Genomic DNA, 16,757 nt, shown 5'->3' with positions numbered 1-16,757 from the left:
AAGGCGACTGACCATGGATGTGAGCAAGACCAAAAGCAGCTTCTACCGCCGCCTGTACGTGGCGTACCTGATCGACAGCGGGCTTGCTAGCAGTGTGCCGGCGCTGACCGACGTCACCGGTATGCCCCGGCGAACGGCGCAGGACACGATTGCGGCGTTGGCTGACCTGGATATCGTGTGTGAATTCGAACAGGAAGACGGCGCCCGCAACCATGCCGGGCACTATCGGATTCGCGACTGGGGCGCGATTGATCGGGGGTGGATCGAGGTGAATCTCGACCAGATCAAGCGGGTTCTGGGTTATCCCTGAGTTTGGCGGTGGCTGGTCTGGCGCTATCGGGAGCAAGCCCCCTCCCACAGTTTGAATGTATTCACACATTCAAACTGTGGGAGGGGGCTTGCCCCCGATGGCGGCCTTAAGCGCGCCGCATACCAATATGTGGAATGTCATCCTCCAGGTATTCCTCACCCGCCACCACAAACCCATACCGCCCGTAATAGCCCTGCAAATGCGCCTGGGCTGACAGGAATATCGGCGTCTCAGGCCAGATCTCCTCAATCTGCCTGAGGGTTTCCTCCATCATCTTGTGCCCCAGCCCGGTACCCCGTGCCGCCGGTGCGACGATCACCCGACCGATAACCACATCGCCACCTTGGGATTCCGGATCCAGCAGGCGCAGGTAGGCCATCAGTTCATCGTCTTTCCAAGCCATCAGATGGTGGGTATCACCCGTCAGATCCTGCCCGTCGATGTCCTGATAAACGCACTTCTGCTCGACAACGAAAACCTCGCAGCGCAAGCGCAGGATGGCGTATAGCTGCTCCTTGCCCAGGTCGGTGTGATGTTTGCAGACCCAATCGACTGTCATGGTGTGTTCTCTCGTAAATGTCTGTTCTGGATAGTAGGCGCGACGGGCTTCGGTGTCTAAATCAACTATTTTTGTGAATGAAATCAATTTGCCACTATTGAGTGCAGGCGGCGGCCGTTTCTTTGTGTAATCTGAGCTAATGTTAGAACCTCAGGCGCAGCCTGAGCTAAGGCCACCGCCTGTCCGCCAAGGATTTTGAGCATGCCGCGATTCTCTCGTGCCGTTGCTTTGATTGGAGTGTTGCTGCTGGCAACGCCTGCATGTGCACAGCGCCTGCGCCTGGTCGCGGATGCCTGGCCGCCCTTTACCGATGCCACGCTGATCAACGGGGGCTTGGCCACTGATATTGTCAGCACGGCCTTGGCGCGCGCGGGCTATGCCAGCGATTTCGAGCAGGTGCCCTGGGCTCGCGCGCTGATGGGCGTGGGTGACGGGCGCTATGACGTGCTGGTCAACGCCTGGTACGACGACGCGCGTACGCACTTGGGGCAATTCTCCGGCGAATACCTGCTCAACCGCGTGCGTTTTATCAAGCGCCGTGACGACCCCATCGAGTTTCAGAACCTGCAGCAACTGCACGACTATCCCATCGCGGTGGTACGTGGTTATGCGTATTCAGCGGCGTTCGATGGGGATGCGCAGTTGCAGAAAGTGCCTGTGCATAACTTCGCCATGGCCGTGCGCATGCTGGCGGCGCAGCGGGTGCGGCTGACGGTGGAGGATGAATATGTGGCGCGCTTTTACCTGGCACGGGAGTCGGCCCGGGTGCGTAATACGGTGGAGTTCCTGCCCCAGCCGCTGAGTGAAAACAGCCTGCATATTCTGGTGAGCCTGAAGAACCCTGAGCACGCGCAGATCGTGGCGAGCTTTGACCGCGAGATTGCCAAGATGAAGGTCGATGGCAGTTATGCGCGGTTGATGAAGGCCCATGGCATGTAGTGCTTGTGCGGGCCTCATCGGGAGCAAGTCGAATCGTCGCACCGCCCCTCCCACATTTGGACCGTGTGAATCCGATCAAGTGTGGGAGGGGCTTGCCCCCGATAGCGGCCTAAGCCGCGCTGGTATCTTTGATCAGGTGCGCCGCCAAGGTGCGCAACGGCCCCAACTGCCGGCAAATCAAGGCCAACTGTGTCTGCACCAATCGCTGCCCTTCATCAATCTCATCCGGCATCTGCTCCAAGTCCGCCGCCAGGGCTTCCTCGGCGTCGCTCTGGATCGCAATGGGTTGCTTGTTGGCCAAACCTGTCGCGATTTCATCGATGCTCGCAGCGAGGGTTTTACCCGCGCCGTCGATCAGATGCTCGCGCACCTCAGCCGGCAATGGCGTATCGCGGTGGGCTCCTAGGCCTGACAAGTAGCTGAGCAAGGTGTGGGACAACACCAGGAAACGGAAGCCCACATCCGCCTCCTTACGGAAATGCCCCGGCTCCATCAACATGTTCGCCAGCGTGGTGGACAGCGCCGCATCGGCGTTGTGCGCGTTGCGGCGGGCCAGACGATAGGCCAGGTCGTCGCTTTTGCCGGCGGCGTATTGCTGCATGATCTGGCGCAGGTAGATGCTGTTGCAGGTCAGGGTGTTGGCCAGCACTTTGTTCAGGCGACGGCCTTGCCAGTCCGGCAGGAACAGGAACACGGCCAGGCCGGCGATCAAACTGCCCAGCAAGGTATCGAACAGCCGTGGCAAAAACAGCCCGTAGCCGTCCCCCACCTGGTTAAAGCAGAACAGCACCATCAGGGTGATTGCTGCCGTGGCCAGGGTGTAGCGGGTGGTGCGGTTGATAAAGAACACCAGGCCGGCAGCGATGGCGAACATCGATTGCACCAAGGGGCTTGGGAACAGGTCGAACAGCGCCCAGGCCACGGTGAGGCCGATAGCGGTGCCGATGATCCGCTGGCCGAGCTTGCGCCGCGTCGCACCATAGTTGGGCTGGCACACAAACAGGGTGGTGAGGATGATCCAATAACCTTGGGAGGCGTGGATGGCATGCAAGGTGCCGTAGCCGATGGTCAGCGCCAGTGACAGGCGCAACGCGTGTCGGAACAGCAGCGACGTCGGCGTGAGTTGGGTGCGCAGGCGCGTCCACATTTCTTTGAGGTTGCGCGGCGCGCGGTCCAACAGGTTGCTGTCGGTGGCGTCGGCCAGGGCGTCGGGGTTGCTCGCGTCGCCGAGCAGGCGGTCAAGGGTGGACAGGTTGGCCGCCAGGGCGCGCAGCGAACGCAGCAGGCCTCGCCAGGCCGGGTTGCTCTGGATGCGCAAGTGTTCCAGGGAGGCGTTCAGGTCGCTCAGGGCTTCGGCGAAGCTGTCGTCATAGATGAACGGTTGGCGCAGTTGGATCGACTCGGCCAGGGCCTGGCAGGCCTTGCCTTGTTGGCGCAGCAAGCGCTGACAGCGGAACAGCACATCGCTGTGGAAGAACGCATCGGCCAGGGCGTTGTAAGGGTAGTGGGATGAGCTGGCGCGTTCGTGGATGTCCTGGGCCAGGAAATACAGCTTGAGGTAGCGACTGACCTTCGACCCCGGTCGGCCATTGCCCACGCGGTGCAGGATGATTTCTTTCGCGGCATTCAGCGCGGCCACCACCCGGCCATTTTGCTGGGCAAGTTCCAGGCGGCGCGCCTCCACATCCAACTGGCGGATTGGTTCAAACAGCGACGACTTGAGCTTGAGGTAGCGCCCCAACTCGCGGAACAGCCGCGCCAGGCTCTGCTGCACCGGCTGGTTGGAAAACAGCGCCTGCCACAGCACCGACAGCGCGCCGTACCAGGCCGCGCCGGCCACCAGCAGCAAAGGCTCATGCCAGAAATCACTGACGGCGCCGCCGCGCTGGTCCACGCCGATCATGGTGTAGACCGACAGGATTAACGTGGCCGACGCAATCGCGCCATAGCGTTCGCCCAGCGCCCCGAGCATCGTCAGGCCGAACGTCGCCAGAGCCAGGGAGATGGCGAAAATCCAGGGGTAAGGGAACAGCAATTCCACCGACAGCGCGGCGATGCTGAAGCACACCAGCGTTACTGCCAGGGCATTGAGGCGTCCCTGCCAACTGTCGTCGGTCTCAGCCAGGGCGCTGGCGATAATCCCCAGGAACAGCGGGATCAGCAGCGTCATTTCATCCTGATACCAGCACAGCGCCATGCTGCCGGTGAGGGCGATGAATACCCGAATGCTGTAACTGAATTTATCCAGCGCCCACAGGCGCCGCATAGACTGCTTGAACGAGGTCGATGACATGAAGTCGTGAGTCTTCCGGGACGATGCCGTTAAATTGAGCCATCAGTGACGCCACGGCAAGGGTGGTGATCACATCTGACAACAAATTATTCGCAGGCACACCTCAAATCAAAATGTGGGAGGGGACTTGCCCCCGATTGCAGTGTGTCAGCCAGAATATCGGTGACTGATACACCGCTATCGGGGGCAAGCCCCCTCCCATATTTTTTTCTGCGTCGCGTCAAACAAACTGCGCGGCCGCGTAACCGGAGGCCCACGCCCACTGGAAGTTAAATCCGCCCAGATGGCCGGTCACGTCCAGCACTTCCCCAATAAAGTACAAGCCAGGGCTTTTCAGCGATTCCATGGTTTTGGACGACACTTCCCGCGTGTCCACCCCACCCAGCGTCACCTCGGCGGTGCGATAGCCCTCGGTGCCCGCTGGCACCAGCTGCCAGCTCCCCAGCTTCTGCGCGATGTCGGCGATTTCGGCGTGGGTGTACTGCTTCATCGGCTTGGACGCAAACCAGGTGTCCGCCAGCAGGTTGGCCATCTTCTTGGTGAAGATCTCACCCAGCAGGGTTTTCAGCTCGCTGTTGGGACGCTCGACCTGTTGCTGTTGCAGCCAGGTGTGGGCGTCGTGGTCGGGCAGCAGGTTGATTTCCACGGTGTCGCCGGATTCCCAATAGGAGGAAATCTGCAAGATCGCCGGACCGCTCAGGCCACGGTGGGTAAACAGAATGTTCTCGCGAAAGCTCTGGTCGTTGCAGCTGACCAGACAGTCCACGGAGGTGCCGGACAACTCGCCGCACAAGTCCTTGAGCTGATCAGTGATGGTGAACGGCACCAGCCCGGCGCGGGTTGGCAGCAGTTCGTGACCGAATTGCTTGGCCACTTGATAACCAAAACCGGTGGCGCCCAGAGTCGGAATCGACAAGCCGCCGGTGGCGATCACCAGGGATTCACAGCGCAACTCACCCAGCGTGGTTTGCAACTGGTAGCCGCCGTCGACCTTGGCAATCTCCTGGATCGACGTGTCCAAGTGCATGCTGACGCCGGTCTGGATACATTCATCGAGCAGCATGCCGAGGATGTCGCTGGACTTGTTATCGCAGAACAACTGGCCAAGCTTCTTCTCGTGATACGGCACGCCGTGTTTGGCCACCAGCCCGATAAAGTCCCACTGGGTGTAGCGGGCCAGGGCGGATTTGCAGAAGTGCGCGTTGTGCGAGAGGAAGTTGGCCGGCTCGGTGTACATATTGGTGAAATTGCAGCGGCCACCGCCGGACATCAGGATCTTCTTGCCGGCCTTGTTCGCATGGTCGATCAGCATCACCTTGCGCCCGCGCCCGGCGGCGGTCAGTGCGCACATCAAGCCTGCGGCGCCGGCGCCAATGATCACAACTTCGGTCGAGCGCAAAACGGTGTCCTCATACAAATTCTGATTTGGAATGCAATTAATGTAGGAGGGGGCTTGCCCCCGATAGCGGCGGTTCAGTCACATCTATATTGACTGACACTCCGCTATCGGGGGCAAGCCCCCTCCCACATTGGATCTCCATTGGTGCGGAGATCGTGTTACAGGATCCGAACGCGCAACGAACGGCCTTTGATTTTGCCGTCATTCAAACGCTGCAACGCTTGCTTGGCGATTCCGCGCTCAACAGCCACAAAGGCCTGGAAGTCAAAGATCGCGATCTTGCCGACCTGGGCGCCCGGGATGCCGGCTTCGCCGGTCAGTGCGCCGAGGATGTCGCCCGGACGTACTTTGTCTTTACGGCCTGCGGCGATGCACAGGGTGCTCATCACCGGCAGCAACGGACCGCCGCTTTGCGGCTTGAGGTTGTCCAGTTGGTCCCAGTTCAGCGGCGACTTCTGCAGTTGCTCGATGGCTTGGGCGCGGTGCGCTTCGGACGGCGCCACCAGGCTGATTGCGATGCCGGTCTCGCCCGCACGACCGGTACGGCCCACGCGGTGGATGTGGATTTCCGAGTCGCGAGCCAGTTCGACGTTGATCACCATGTCCAGCGCGTCAATGTCCAGGCCACGGGCGGCGACGTCGGTGGCGACCAGCACCGAGGTGCTGCGGTTGGCGAACATCGCCAGCACCTGGTCACGGTCGCGCTGTTCCAGGTCGCCATGCAGGCCAACGGCGGAAATGCCCTTGGACGTCAGGTGGTCGACGGTTTCTTGTACTTGCTGCTTGGTGAAGCAGAACGCCACGCAGGAAGCCGGGCGGAAATGCGCCAGCACCTTGGTCACGGCGTCCATGCGTTCTTCCGGGGAGATCTCGTAGAAACGCTGCTCGATCTGGTCGTCGGAGTGGAACGCTTCGGCTTTCACTTGCTGCGGCGCGCGCATGAACTTCGAGGCCAGCTGCTTGATGCTCACCGGGTAGGTGGCCGAGAACAGCAGGGTTTGGCGGCGTGGTGGGGTCTTGCTGATGATGTCTTCGATCGCGTCGTAGAAGCCCATGTCGAGCATGCGGTCGGCTTCGTCGAGGATCAGGGTGTTCAAGCCGTCCAGCACCAGCGAACCTTTGCGCAGGTGTTGCTGGATGCGGCCCGGGGTGCCGACGATCACGTGGGCGCCGTGCTCAAGGGAGGCGATCTGCGGACCGAGGGACACGCCGCCGCACAGGGTCAGGACCTTGATGTTGTCTTCGGCGCGGGCCAGGCGACGGATTTCTTTGGCGACCTGGTCGGCCAGTTCACGCGTCGGGCACATCACCAGCGCCTGGCAGCCGAAGTAGCGCGGGTTGATCGGGTTCAACAGGCCGATACCGAATGCAGCGGTCTTGCCGCTGCCGGTCTTGGCCTGGGCAATCAGGTCCAGCCCTTTGAGGATCACCGGCAAGCTTTGCGCCTGGATCTGCGTCATCTCGACATAACCCAGCGAGTCGAGGTTAGCCAGCATGGCGGCGGACAGGGGCAAAGTATTAAAAGCGGTGGCGATGGTAGTCACGGGACTGGCTCTGCAAAACAAAATGTCGCGCAGTGTACCAGCCCTGTGGGAATTTCCCCGCAAGTTCTAGACGAGACGCCGCTTAATGCTCGATATGTTGGTCTGGGTTGACCACCCGTTTGCCGTCTGTTGGCGACAGTTGCAGGAAGATCGCCGCCGCCAGCATCGCCATGATGCCCACGGTGAGGAAGGTCAACTGGAAGGCGCCCAACACACTTTCCACGCCATCATTGCCCGATTCGGCAGTGAAGCCGCCGAGCAGCGCACCGGCGCAGGCCACGCCCAGGCTCAGGGACAGTTGCGCCACCACCGAAAGCAAACTGTTGCCGCTGCTGGCCTGAGCGTCGTCGAGGTCGATCAGGGTCACGGTGTTCATGGCGGTGAATTGCAGGGAGTTGATCGCCCCCAGCACCGCGAGCATGCCCAGCAGCAAAGGGTAGGGCGTCTGTTCCGTAACCAGGCCCATGCTGGCGAGCATCATCCCCAGCGCCAGGGTATTGCCGGTGAGCACGATGCGATAACCCAGGCGCTCGATCAACGGACGCGCTACGGACTTGGCAAACATCGCCGCCGCCGCCAGGGGCAGCATGCTCATGCCGGCTTGCGATGGCGAATAACCCAGCGCTACCTGCAACAACAGCGGCACCAGGAACGGCAGCGCGCCGCTGCCCAAGCGGGCGAACAGGTTGCCCAGAATGCCCACCGCAAACGTGCGCGTCTTGAACAGCACCGGCGAGAACAGCGCATTGTCGATATGCCCGGCCCGCAGCCAATACGCCGCCAGGCACGCCAGCCCGCCGAACAGTAGCAACATCACCCGCAGGTGCGGCAAGTGCAGTTCGCCCAGGCCTTCCATCGCGATGGTGATCAACACCATCGCCGCGCCGAACAGCAAAAAGCCGAGGCCATCGAAGCGTGTGCGCTCGCTGCCGCGCAGGTCGGGGATGAATTTCCACACGGCGTAGCAGCCGATCATGCCCACCGGCAGGTTGATCAGGAAGATCCAGTGCCAGGTCAGGTATTGCACCATCCAGCCGCCCATGGTTGGGCCGAGCAATGGGCCGAGCAGGCCAGGAATGGTGATGAAGCCCATGATCCGCACCAGCTCGGAGCGCGGGTAAGCACGGAGAACGACCAGCCTTCCGACCGGCAGCATCAGCGCGCCGCCCAAGCCTTGGATCACCCGCGCACCCACCAGCATGGTCAGGCTGCTGGACAAGGCGCACAGCAAGGAGCCGATGCTGAACAGCATGATCGCGCCAAAGAAGATTTTCTTAGTGCCGAAGCGGTCGGCAATCCATCCGGACGCCGGGATCAGCAGGGCGACGGTGAGCATGTAGGCGATCACCACACCTTGCATGCGCAGCGGGTTCTCGGCGAGGTCCCGCGCCATTGCCGGCAGCGCCGTATTCAGAATCGTCCCGTCCAGCGACTGCATGAAGAAGGCAATCGCCACCACCCAGGGGAGCCAGCGGGCGGTCTTGTCATCGAGCGGGACGCGATTCGGCATGGGAACCCTTTTGTTAGCAGGCTATGTGTTGGCGATTATGCGCCATTCGTCGCGCTTTTTCCCACTGGCGGTTCGTCTAAGTCCGACAACACCGCGTGCTCGCCCACCAAAAAATTCAGCAGCGCGCGGTGCACCGATAACGCGGCCTCGCGGGACTCCAGATCAAGCAAATGACCGGTGTGCTCGGCCACTGCAAAGCTGCTGCGGGCCACGTAATGCTTGAACAGCTGAGCTTCGGCGGCCGGGGTGTATTCGTCCAGGGCGCCGTTGAGGAAATGCACCGGCGTTTCAATCTGCCGCAGTGCTGGCAGGTAGTTGCCGTCGCCCAGACCGAGTACCTGATGGATATGGAAGCGCGCCTGGCGGTACTCGGTGGTGGCCATGGTCGACAGGTGACGGTGGTTATTTCGTTTGAGCCGGGGCGAGAGGTATTTGCCGACCGTCTCGTTGAGCAAGTGGCCGACAGCGGATTTGTCATCGGCCTCGATCAGCACACGCACGCGCTCCACGTAGTCGAGCATGGGTTGGTTGAGGTTGGGCGCCAGGGCCATCACCACCGAGCTTTCGATGGACGGCGGGTTGTGCGCGAGGGTCAGCAGCGTGGAGATGCCACCCCAGGAGGCCGATACCAGGTGGTTGACCTCGAAGCGTTCCACCAGGGCGCGCAGCATCTGCACTTCGTCGTCTTTGGTCACTAGGTCCAGGTCAGTGTTGTGCTCGCGGGAATAGCCGGAGAATGGCAAATCGAAGAGCAGCACATTGAAATGCTCGGCCAGGCATTTGCTGGTGCGGGCGAAGGAGCGGGTGGTGGAGAGCGCGCCATTGACCATCAGTACCGTTTTCTTTTGCGGGTCGTGACCCAGTTGCTCCATGTGAACGTTGTAGTGTTTGAACAGCTTTTGTATGACGAAACTTCCATGGTTCATCGCAGTACTTCCAGTATGTGGCGGTATGCCACTAGCTGTTATAGCGAGGTTTTTTGCAGGCGACAACAGGCCGCCCGTGCAAACGGACAGGAAGAGAATTTACGGTAGGAAGGGCCGAAACCGGGATGTCTGAAATCAGCACAAAACACTGTGGGAGGGGCTCCTCCCACAGGCATTTGATGTTTAGAGAGTCAGGGTCAGGCGTTTTACCAAAGCCCCCGGCAACAGGTTGGATGCAGTGTTGCGCTGTCCGTAGGTGCTGGCCGACAGCAGCAACTCGCGCTCAGCGGTGAGGGCTTCCAACTGCGAGCCGAGCAGGCTGTAGACGCTGTCATCAAACCGCATGGTGCTGACCGGCGCTTTGATCTCGCCGTCTTCCACCCAGAACGTGGCGAAGCGCGTCATGCCGGTGAGGCGGGCGGCGGGCAGGTCTGAATAGTTCAGGTACCACAGGTTGCTGATGTACAGCCCGGTGCCGAGTTGTTTGAGGATGTCAGCTTCGGCCAGGCTGCCCGCTGCCATCTGCAAGGCACTGGGGGATTCGTCGCTGCTGGCGCCGTTGGTGCTGAGACCATATTCGGCGGCACTGCGCGAGTTCACCAGTTGGCCCTCGGCCTTGCCCGCGTTGATCAACGTGACATCGCCGCGCGGGTAGCCCTCGCTGGAAAACGCCTGGCTCAGGGAGCCGCTGACGTGTTCGTTCACTGTTACCAGCGGGCTGAGGTGTTGCTCGCCCGCGTACAGCTTTTGCAGTGAGCTGCCTTTGCTGGCGATGGCCTGTGCGGAGAAACCACCCCAAGTGATGATGCTGATGATTTCTTCCAGCGCCGCCGGGGCGAGGTAGGCGCGATACTGCCCGGGCGCCAGGGTGTGCAACGGTCGACCGAGGAACTCAAGCTGGTTGCGGGCCTGTTCCAAGCGGCGGGCAAACTCGGCGCTGTCCCAGGTGTGCCCGGCATAGTTGGCCTTTACCGCTTCGCCGTTGGCATGGAACAGGCTGAAGTCGAAGTTGAAGCTATTGGCCTGGTGCCAGCCGAATGCCCCATCGGAACTGGCAAAGCCACGGCTGATCGGCCCGGCGGCGTAGATGCCAACCAAGTCCACGCCGTCAGCGGCCTGGCTGATGTCCTCCAGCACGAGGGCCAGATCGGGCAGCGGCTGGGCCTGTTCGTTGTGGCTGTGCCAGGCATCGTGGTTGAGCAACAGATATGGGTCATGGGGCAGCAACGGCAAGGTTTCGCGCAGTTGTTGCAGGCCATCGGCGAGGCGCTGGCGGTCCAGTTCAGGCGTGCCGGCCAGGGTGATAGCGAGGTCGGCGTGGCGGCCATCGTTGATCAGTTTCAGGTTGAGGCTGGCCTGTTGCACTTGTCCGGCCTGGCGCACCTTGGCGTGGTTGAACCGCACGAACTCGGACGCCTCGGCCGCATAGCTCAGGTGAAATTGTTCCTTTTCGGTGATGGCCTGCTTGAGCCACTCCACCAATGCCTTGAAGGTATTCATCAGGCATCTCCCCCAAATACGTCAATGTTGCTGAACACACACGCGGGTGAGGCGTGGCCGACACGGATCACCTGGTTGGGTTCGCCCTTGCCGCAGTTCGGCGTGCCCAGCACCTTGGTGGTGCTGGCGTCACCCACGGCGCTGAGCTTGCGCCAGAACTGCGCGGAAATAGCTCGGTAGTTGGGATTCTTCACCACGCCCTTGAGCTCACCGTTTTCAATCAACTGGCCCCATTCGCAGCCGAACTGGAATTTGTTGCGCGCATCGTCGATGGACCATGAACGGTTCGTCGACATCAGGATGCCGTTTTCGATGCCGCCAATCAGTTGCGCCAGGCTCTTGTCGCCGGCTTCGATATTCAGGTTGGCCATGCGGTCGATCGGCGCGCGGTTCCAACTGCTGGCGCGGCTGTTGGCTACGCCGCTCATGCCGGATCGAAATTGCGACAGCGCCCCACCCAGCGGCTTGATCAACAGCCCTTCGCGTATCAGGAATTGCTTGCTGGCGGCGGTGCCGTCGTCGTCATGGCTGTAGCTGGCGAGCTGCTCGGGAATGTTCGGGTCGAACGTCACATTGAGCAGCTTGGAGCCGTATTGCAGGTGGCCAAAGTCGCTGGCCTTCACAAAACTGGTGCCGGCGTAGTTGCGCTCGTCGCCGAGAATACGGTCCAGTTCCAGCGGGTGGCCGATGGACTCGTGGATCTGCAGGATCATCTGGTCAGGCATCAGCAGCAGGTCGCGCGGGCCTTGGGGCGTGTTCGGCGCCAGCAGCAGTTGCAGGGCTTCGTCGGCAATGCGCGGGGCCGCGCCGACCAGGCCGAAACGGTTGATCACCTCAAAGCCGCCTTGTTGGCCAAAGTTGGTGCCGCCGAGGGTGCGGGTCTGGCTGTCGTTGCCGTCAAAGGCTGTAACGTTGACGCCAGGGAACACAAAACGCTGGGCCTGGCGCAGCTCGGCGCCGGCAGTATTGAGGTAGATCTGCTCGACGTGGGTCAGACCCAGGCTGACGTCCCAACTGACCAGGCGCTCGTCCTTGGGCACGGCGGCCGATTCGTCGCCAAGCAGGTGATAGCAGTCACTTAGGGACGGGAAGGCTTGGTCGAGGTCAGGCGACAGATAGTCGGCGATGTCGCTGGAGACGTGTTGGTCGCGCACATCCAGCAGGGCGTGAGGCTTGATCTGCCGGGCTTGCTGTTCGGCGCGCTCAAGGGCGGCTTGCAGGCCGGCAAGGGAAATGTCGTTGGTTGCGGCGTAGGCTTCGACACCGTTGAGACGCACGGTGAGCATGGCGCCTTCGTCGTTGCTCAAGTGTGGCGGTTCGGCGACGTTCTTGCGCACCGACAGGTACTGGCCGGATTCGCGAACGTAGCGTAGGGAGAAGAAATCGGCGGTAGTGCGCAGGGCACTGAAATGCCGTTTGAGTGTGGCGTGGTGTTCGAACATGGGGCCTTCCTTGTGGGCAGCTCAGCGCGGGCAGGCAAACAGAGTAGGCCTGGGCTGGGGGCTGATCAAGGAAAGTGTAGAGGTAAGGTTTGCAGTGCCTGATCGGGCCCTATCGGGGGCAAACCCCCTCCCACACTTGATTTGTGAATACATTCAAATGTGGGAGGGGGCTTGCCCCCGATGAAGGCACCGCAGTGAATCAGTTACTGCGCAGTTGGCCCCACTTCACGCAACGGCTTGCCACGCACCGGCGCATCGCCTGCCACGTAGTAATCCGCCGTGCTGCGGGGCAGCGGCTGGCGACCACGGATCTTGTCGGCGATTTTCTCGGCGATCATGATCGTCGGCGCGTTCAGGTTACCGGTGGTGATGATCGGCATGATCGAGGCATCGACCACACGCAGACCTTGCATGCCATGCACGCGACCTTCGCCATCCACCACGGCCATTTCGTCGGTGCCCATCTTGCACGAGCAGGATGGGTGGAACGCGGTTTCGGCGTGCTCGCGGATGAACTTGTCCAACTGCTCATCGGTTTGCACGTCGATGCCCGGGCTGATTTCGCGGCCACGGTATTGATCGAGGGCCGGCTGCTGCATGATTTCACGGGTCAGGCGAATGCCATCGCGGAATTCCTGCCAGTCCTGCTCGGTGGCCATGTAGTTGAAGAGGATGCTCGGGTAGTCCCGTGGGTTCTTCGACTTCAGTTGTACGCGGCCACGGCTCGGCGAGCGCATGGAGCCCATGTGTGCCTGGAAACCGTGCTCTTTCACACCGTTGCTGCCGTTGTAGTTAATCGCTACCGGCAGGAAGTGGTACTGGATGTTCGGCCATTCGAATTCTTCACGGGTACGGATAAAACCGCCCGCTTCGAACTGGTTGCTGGCGCCGATACCGGTGCCGTTGAACAGCCATTCGGCACCGATGGCCGGCTGGTTGTACCAGAGCAGCGACGGGTACAGCGACACCGGCTGAGTGCACGCATATTGCAGGTACAGCTCAAGGTGGTCCTGCAGGTTTTCGCCGACGCCAGGCAGGTCATGGACCACGGGGATGTCGAGGCTTTCCAGCAATTTGGCCGGGCCCACGCCGGAGCGTTGCAGCAGTTGCGGCGAAGCGATTGCGCCGCTGCACACCAGCACTTCTTTACGCGCACGGGCTTCAACGCGCTCTTCGGCGGCACCGATCAGGTAACGCACGCCAACGGCACGCTTGCCTTCGAACAAGACTTTGTCGGTGAGGGCGTGGGTGACGATGGTCAGGGTCGAACGCTTCTTGGCCGTGTCCAGGTAACCGCGCGCGGTACTGGCGCGACGGCCGTTAGGCGTGACGGTACGGTCCATCGGGCCGAAGCCTTCCTGCTGGTAGCCGTTCAAGTCTTCGGTACGCGGGTAACCGGCCTGCACGCCCGCTTCAACCATGGCGTGGAACAGCGGGTTATTGCCGGCTTTAGGCGTGGTCACGCTGACCGGGCCATCGCCGCCATGCCAGTCGTTGGGGCCGATGTCGCGGGTTTCAGCCTTGCGGAAATACGGCAGGCAATCGAGGTAGCTCCAGTCTTCCAGACCTGGCAGCTTCGACCAGTTGTCGTAGTCCATGGCGTTGCCGCGGATGTAGCACATGCCGTTGATCAGCGAAGAGCCACCCAGGCCCTTGCCGCGACCGCATTCCATCCGACGGCCGTCCATGTGTGGCTCTGGATCGGTCTCGTAGGCCCAGTTGTAGCGGCGGCCTTGCAGTGGGAACGCCAGGGCGGCGGGCATTTGGGTACGGAAGTCGAGGCGGTAGTCGGGGCCGCCGGCTTCCAGCAGCAGGACGGTGACGCCTTCGTCTTCGGTCAGACGGGTCGCCAGGGTATTACCGGCGGAGCCGGCACCCACAATGATGTAGTCGTATTCTTGGGACATTGAATGCACCCTCTTTGATGTGTGGTCAGGTCGGGCCTCATCGGGGGCAAGCCCCCTCCCACATGTGATCGGGTTCACACCGTCAAAGGTGGGAGGGGGCTTGCCCCCGATGGCGGCCTCAAAGGCAACGCAAGGCTCGGGTTTTAGAACACCGAGGCGTAATCGCCCAACTCAACCTGTACCGATTTGATGCGAGTGAAGTTATTCAGCGAGCTGATGCCGTTCTCACGGCCAACACCCGATTGCTTGTAGCCGCCGACCGGCATTTTTGCGTCGGACTCGCCCCAAGCGTTGATCCAGCAGATACCCGCTTCCAGTTGATGAATCACGCGGTGAGCGCGGTTCAGGTCTTTGGTGACCAGGCCGGCGGCCAGACCGAAGTCGGTGTCGTTGGCGCGGCGGATCACTTCTTCTTCGGTTTCGTAGGTGAGGATGCTCATCACCGGGCCGAAGATTTCTTCACGCACGATCACCATGTCGTCGGTGCAGTCGGTGAAGACAGTCGGTGCCACGAATGCGCCTTTGGCGAAGTCGCCGTCGGTCAGGCGGTCGCCGCCGCACAGCAGGCGGGCGCCTTGCTCTTTGCCTTTGGCGATGTAGCCCAGCACGCTTTCCATGTGGGCGAAGCTGACCAGCGGACCGAAGTTGGTGTTGTCGTCTTGCGGGTCGCCAACGCGGATGCGCGCAACACGCTCAACGATCTTGGCTTCGAACGCCGCTTGCAGGTGCTTAGGCACGAACACGCGAGTGCCGTTGGTGCAGACCTGACCGGAGCTGTAGAAGTTGGCCATCATCGCGATGTCGGCCGCACGATCCAGGTCGGCGTCTTCGAACACGATCAGCGGCGACTTGCCGCCCAGTTCCATGGTCACTTCTTTGAGCGAAGAGCTCGACGCGCTGGCCATGACTTTCTTGCCGGTGTCGGTGCCGCCGGTGAACGAGACTTTCTCGATGCGTGGGTGCTCGGTCAGCCAGGTGCCGACTTCACGGCCGCTGCCGGTCAGTACGTTGAACACGCCAGCTGGAACGCCAGCCTCGGTGTAGATCTCGGCCAGTTTCAAGGTGGTCAGCGAAGTGACTTCGCTTGGCTTGAAGATCATCGCGTTACCGGCAGCCAGGGCCGGTGCGGATTTCCACAGGGCGATCTGGATCGGGTAGTTCCACGCGCCGATACCGGCGACCACGCCCAGCGGTTCGCGGCGGGTGTAGACAAACGAGGTGTCGCGCAGTGGGATCTGCTCGCCTTCGATGGCAGGCACCAGGCCTGCGTAGTATTCCAATACGTCAGCGCCGGTGACGATGTCGACGTACTTGGTTTCGGAGAAGGATTTGCCGGTGTCCAGAGTTTCCAGGGCGGCCAGCTCGTCATTGCGCTCGCGCAGGATATCGACGGCACGACGCAGGATGCGCGAACGCTCCATGGCGGTCATGGCGGCCCAGATTTTCTGGCCTTTTTCAGCGCTGACCACGGCACGTTCAACGTCTTCTTTCGTTGCGCGTTGCACTTGGGCGAGAACTTCACCGTTAGCCGGGTTGATGGCTTCGAAGGTGGCATCGCTGCCAGCGTCGCTGTAGCCGCCGTCAATGTAGAGTTTTTGCAGGTCGAAACGGGCCATAAAGTCCTCGCAAGTGCATAAGTGGTTGGCGTTACCCGCCGCTAAGTGGGCCATAAGGGTGTGGCAACACTGAGCGGCAGACGTTCAGGGGTTGAGCGTTTATAAGGGCTCTAACTCACCTGCTTGGCCAATTGGAAATCCATGTATTCGTAAGCGATCCGTTGCGCTTGCGCCGTGTCGAAAGCGTCTCCCGACAGGGCGCCGCGCAACCACAAACCGTCGATCAACGCCGCCAGGCCTCGGGCTGCTTTTCGTGCATGCGGCAGCGGCAGCGTTCGGCGAAACTGGCAGCACAGGTTGGAATACAGACGTTGATCGTTGATCCGCTGCAACCTGTGCAATGACGGGTGGTGCATGCTGGTGGCCCAGAAGGCCAACCAGGTTTTCATTGCCGGGCCGTTGACCTGGCTGGCATCGAAGTTGCCCTCGATGATCACCTGAAGGTGTGCCCGTGGGCTGTCGTCCGTGAGCGCAAGCCTGCGTTCGTGGACGTTCTCAATCAGCGCGTTCATCAGGTAGCGCATCGTCGCTGCAATAAGGCCGTTCTTGTCCTTGAAGTAGTGACTGATGATGCCGTTCGAAACGCCGGCCAAACGGGCGATCAGCGCAATGCTGGCATCTCCCATTCCGACCTGATCGATGGCCGTCAACGTGGCTTCGATCAACTGTTGGCGGCGTATGGGTTGCATACCGACCTTGGGCATGTAGCACCTCTCCTTAGGCCTGCCGACGGGCGATGAACGTTCGTCGACTTGAAGGCCAGTCTATTTTGTTTTGATTGAACGTTCAATCAACAAAGAATAAGCTCTGCG

At 61.1% G+C, this 16,757-nt stretch carries 13 protein-coding genes; 2 read left to right on the top strand and 11 right to left on the bottom strand.

The features are described 5' to 3' along the window. Positions 1-13: 13 nt before the first annotated feature. The gene (locus BW43_RS26305) at positions 14-310 is read left to right on the top strand and encodes a helix-turn-helix domain-containing protein (protein ID WP_032884042.1); all 297 of its coding nucleotides are present in this window, start codon (positions 14-16) and stop codon (positions 308-310) included. A 106-nt stretch (positions 311-416) separates the two neighbouring features. On the opposite strand, the gene BW43_RS26310 is transcribed toward BW43_RS26305, so the two are convergent. Then, positions 417-869, bottom strand: coding sequence for a GNAT family N-acetyltransferase (locus BW43_RS26310; RefSeq protein ID WP_032884041.1), 453 nt, complete (start codon positions 867-869; stop codon positions 417-419). Positions 870-1,070: 201 nt separating this feature from the next. On the opposite strand from BW43_RS26310, the gene BW43_RS26315 reads away from it, so the two are divergent. Then, entirely contained in the window at positions 1,071-1,808 is a 738-nt protein-coding gene (locus BW43_RS26315) for an ABC transporter substrate-binding protein (RefSeq protein ID WP_032884040.1), read from the top strand. A gap of 109 nt (positions 1,809-1,917) precedes the next feature. Here BW43_RS26315 and yccS read toward each other — a convergent pair whose 3' ends face one another. The 10 genes from yccS to betI form a co-directional block, all read right to left on the bottom strand. Further along, a complete protein-coding gene (gene yccS / locus BW43_RS26320; RefSeq protein ID WP_032884039.1) occupies positions 1,918-4,101 on the bottom strand; it encodes a YccS family putative transporter in 2,184 nt (727 codons plus the stop codon). Positions 4,102-4,321: 220 nt separating this feature from the next. Further along, on the bottom strand, positions 4,322-5,500 hold the full coding sequence (locus BW43_RS26325; RefSeq protein WP_032884038.1) for an NAD(P)/FAD-dependent oxidoreductase: 1,179 nt from the start codon (positions 5,498-5,500) through the stop codon (positions 4,322-4,324). A 158-nt stretch (positions 5,501-5,658) separates the two neighbouring features. Beyond that, positions 5,659-6,996 (bottom strand): ATP-dependent RNA helicase DbpA, encoded by a 1,338-nt coding sequence (gene dbpA / locus BW43_RS26330; RefSeq protein WP_233897098.1) that lies wholly within the window; start codon positions 6,994-6,996, stop codon positions 5,659-5,661. A 130-nt stretch (positions 6,997-7,126) separates the two neighbouring features. Beyond that, positions 7,127-8,554, bottom strand: a complete 1,428-nt coding sequence (gene mdtD, locus BW43_RS26335) for a multidrug transporter subunit MdtD (RefSeq protein ID WP_032884036.1) — start codon at positions 8,552-8,554, stop codon at positions 7,127-7,129. A 35-nt stretch (positions 8,555-8,589) separates the two neighbouring features. Continuing rightward, positions 8,590-9,480, bottom strand: a complete 891-nt coding sequence (locus BW43_RS26340; protein WP_032884035.1) for an alpha/beta fold hydrolase — start codon at positions 9,478-9,480, stop codon at positions 8,590-8,592. 183 nt (positions 9,481-9,663) lie between these two features. Beyond that, a complete protein-coding gene (locus BW43_RS26345; RefSeq protein ID WP_032884034.1) occupies positions 9,664-10,980 on the bottom strand; it encodes a TldD/PmbA family protein in 1,317 nt (438 codons plus the stop codon). Continuing rightward, on the bottom strand, positions 10,980-12,422 hold the full coding sequence (locus BW43_RS26350) for a TldD/PmbA family protein (RefSeq protein WP_032884033.1): 1,443 nt from the start codon (positions 12,420-12,422) through the stop codon (positions 10,980-10,982). The genes BW43_RS26345 and BW43_RS26350 overlap by 1 nt, the downstream gene beginning before the upstream one ends. Positions 12,423-12,625: 203 nt before the next feature. Continuing rightward, positions 12,626-14,329: a choline dehydrogenase gene (gene betA / locus BW43_RS26355; protein ID WP_032884032.1), complete on the bottom strand. Its 1,704-nt coding sequence runs from the start codon at positions 14,327-14,329 to the stop codon at positions 12,626-12,628. Between the two features lie 143 nt (positions 14,330-14,472). Beyond that, positions 14,473-15,945 carry a betaine-aldehyde dehydrogenase gene (gene betB / locus BW43_RS26360; protein WP_032884031.1) on the bottom strand — a complete coding sequence of 491 codons (1,473 nt, stop codon included), beginning with the start codon at positions 15,943-15,945 and terminating at the stop codon, positions 14,473-14,475. A 110-nt stretch (positions 15,946-16,055) separates the two neighbouring features. Next, complete coding sequence (betI, locus tag BW43_RS26365) at positions 16,056-16,649, bottom strand: transcriptional regulator BetI (protein ID WP_032884029.1); 594 nt, start codon at positions 16,647-16,649, stop codon at positions 16,056-16,058. Positions 16,650-16,757 lie beyond the last annotated feature (108 nt).

The organism is Pseudomonas sp. RIT357 (assembly GCF_000632245.1).
Lineage (GTDB): Bacteria > Pseudomonadota > Gammaproteobacteria > Pseudomonadales > Pseudomonadaceae > Aquipseudomonas > Aquipseudomonas sivasensis.
The sequence above is the reverse complement of the archived record's forward strand: the minus strand, read 5'-3'. Positions and strand labels throughout refer to the sequence as shown.

Coding starts and splice junctions, on each gene's coding strand:
- dbpA (WP_233897098.1), bottom strand. CDS start 6,996: ATGCTGGCTAACCTCGACTCGCTGGGTTATGTCGAGATGACGCAGATC.
- betA (WP_032884032.1), bottom strand. CDS start 14,329: ATGTCCCAAGAATACGACTACATCATTGTGGGTGCCGGCTCCGCCGGT.
- mdtD (WP_032884036.1), bottom strand. CDS start 8,554: ATGCCGAATCGCGTCCCGCTCGATGACAAGACCGCCCGCTGGCTCCCC.
- BW43_RS26340 (WP_032884035.1), bottom strand. CDS start 9,480: ATGAACCATGGAAGTTTCGTCATACAAAAGCTGTTCAAACACTACAAC.
- betB (WP_032884031.1), bottom strand. CDS start 15,945: ATGGCCCGTTTCGACCTGCAAAAACTCTACATTGACGGCGGCTACAGC.
- BW43_RS26350 (WP_032884033.1), bottom strand. CDS start 12,422: ATGTTCGAACACCACGCCACACTCAAACGGCATTTCAGTGCCCTGCGC.
- BW43_RS26315 (WP_032884040.1), top strand. CDS start 1,071: ATGCCGCGATTCTCTCGTGCCGTTGCTTTGATTGGAGTGTTGCTGCTG.
- BW43_RS26305 (WP_032884042.1), top strand. CDS start 14: ATGGATGTGAGCAAGACCAAAAGCAGCTTCTACCGCCGCCTGTACGTG.
- betI (WP_032884029.1), bottom strand. CDS start 16,649: ATGCCCAAGGTCGGTATGCAACCCATACGCCGCCAACAGTTGATCGAA.
- BW43_RS26310 (WP_032884041.1), bottom strand. CDS start 869: ATGACAGTCGATTGGGTCTGCAAACATCACACCGACCTGGGCAAGGAG.
- yccS (WP_032884039.1), bottom strand. CDS start 4,101: ATGTCATCGACCTCGTTCAAGCAGTCTATGCGGCGCCTGTGGGCGCTG.
- BW43_RS26345 (WP_032884034.1), bottom strand. CDS start 10,980: ATGAATACCTTCAAGGCATTGGTGGAGTGGCTCAAGCAGGCCATCACC.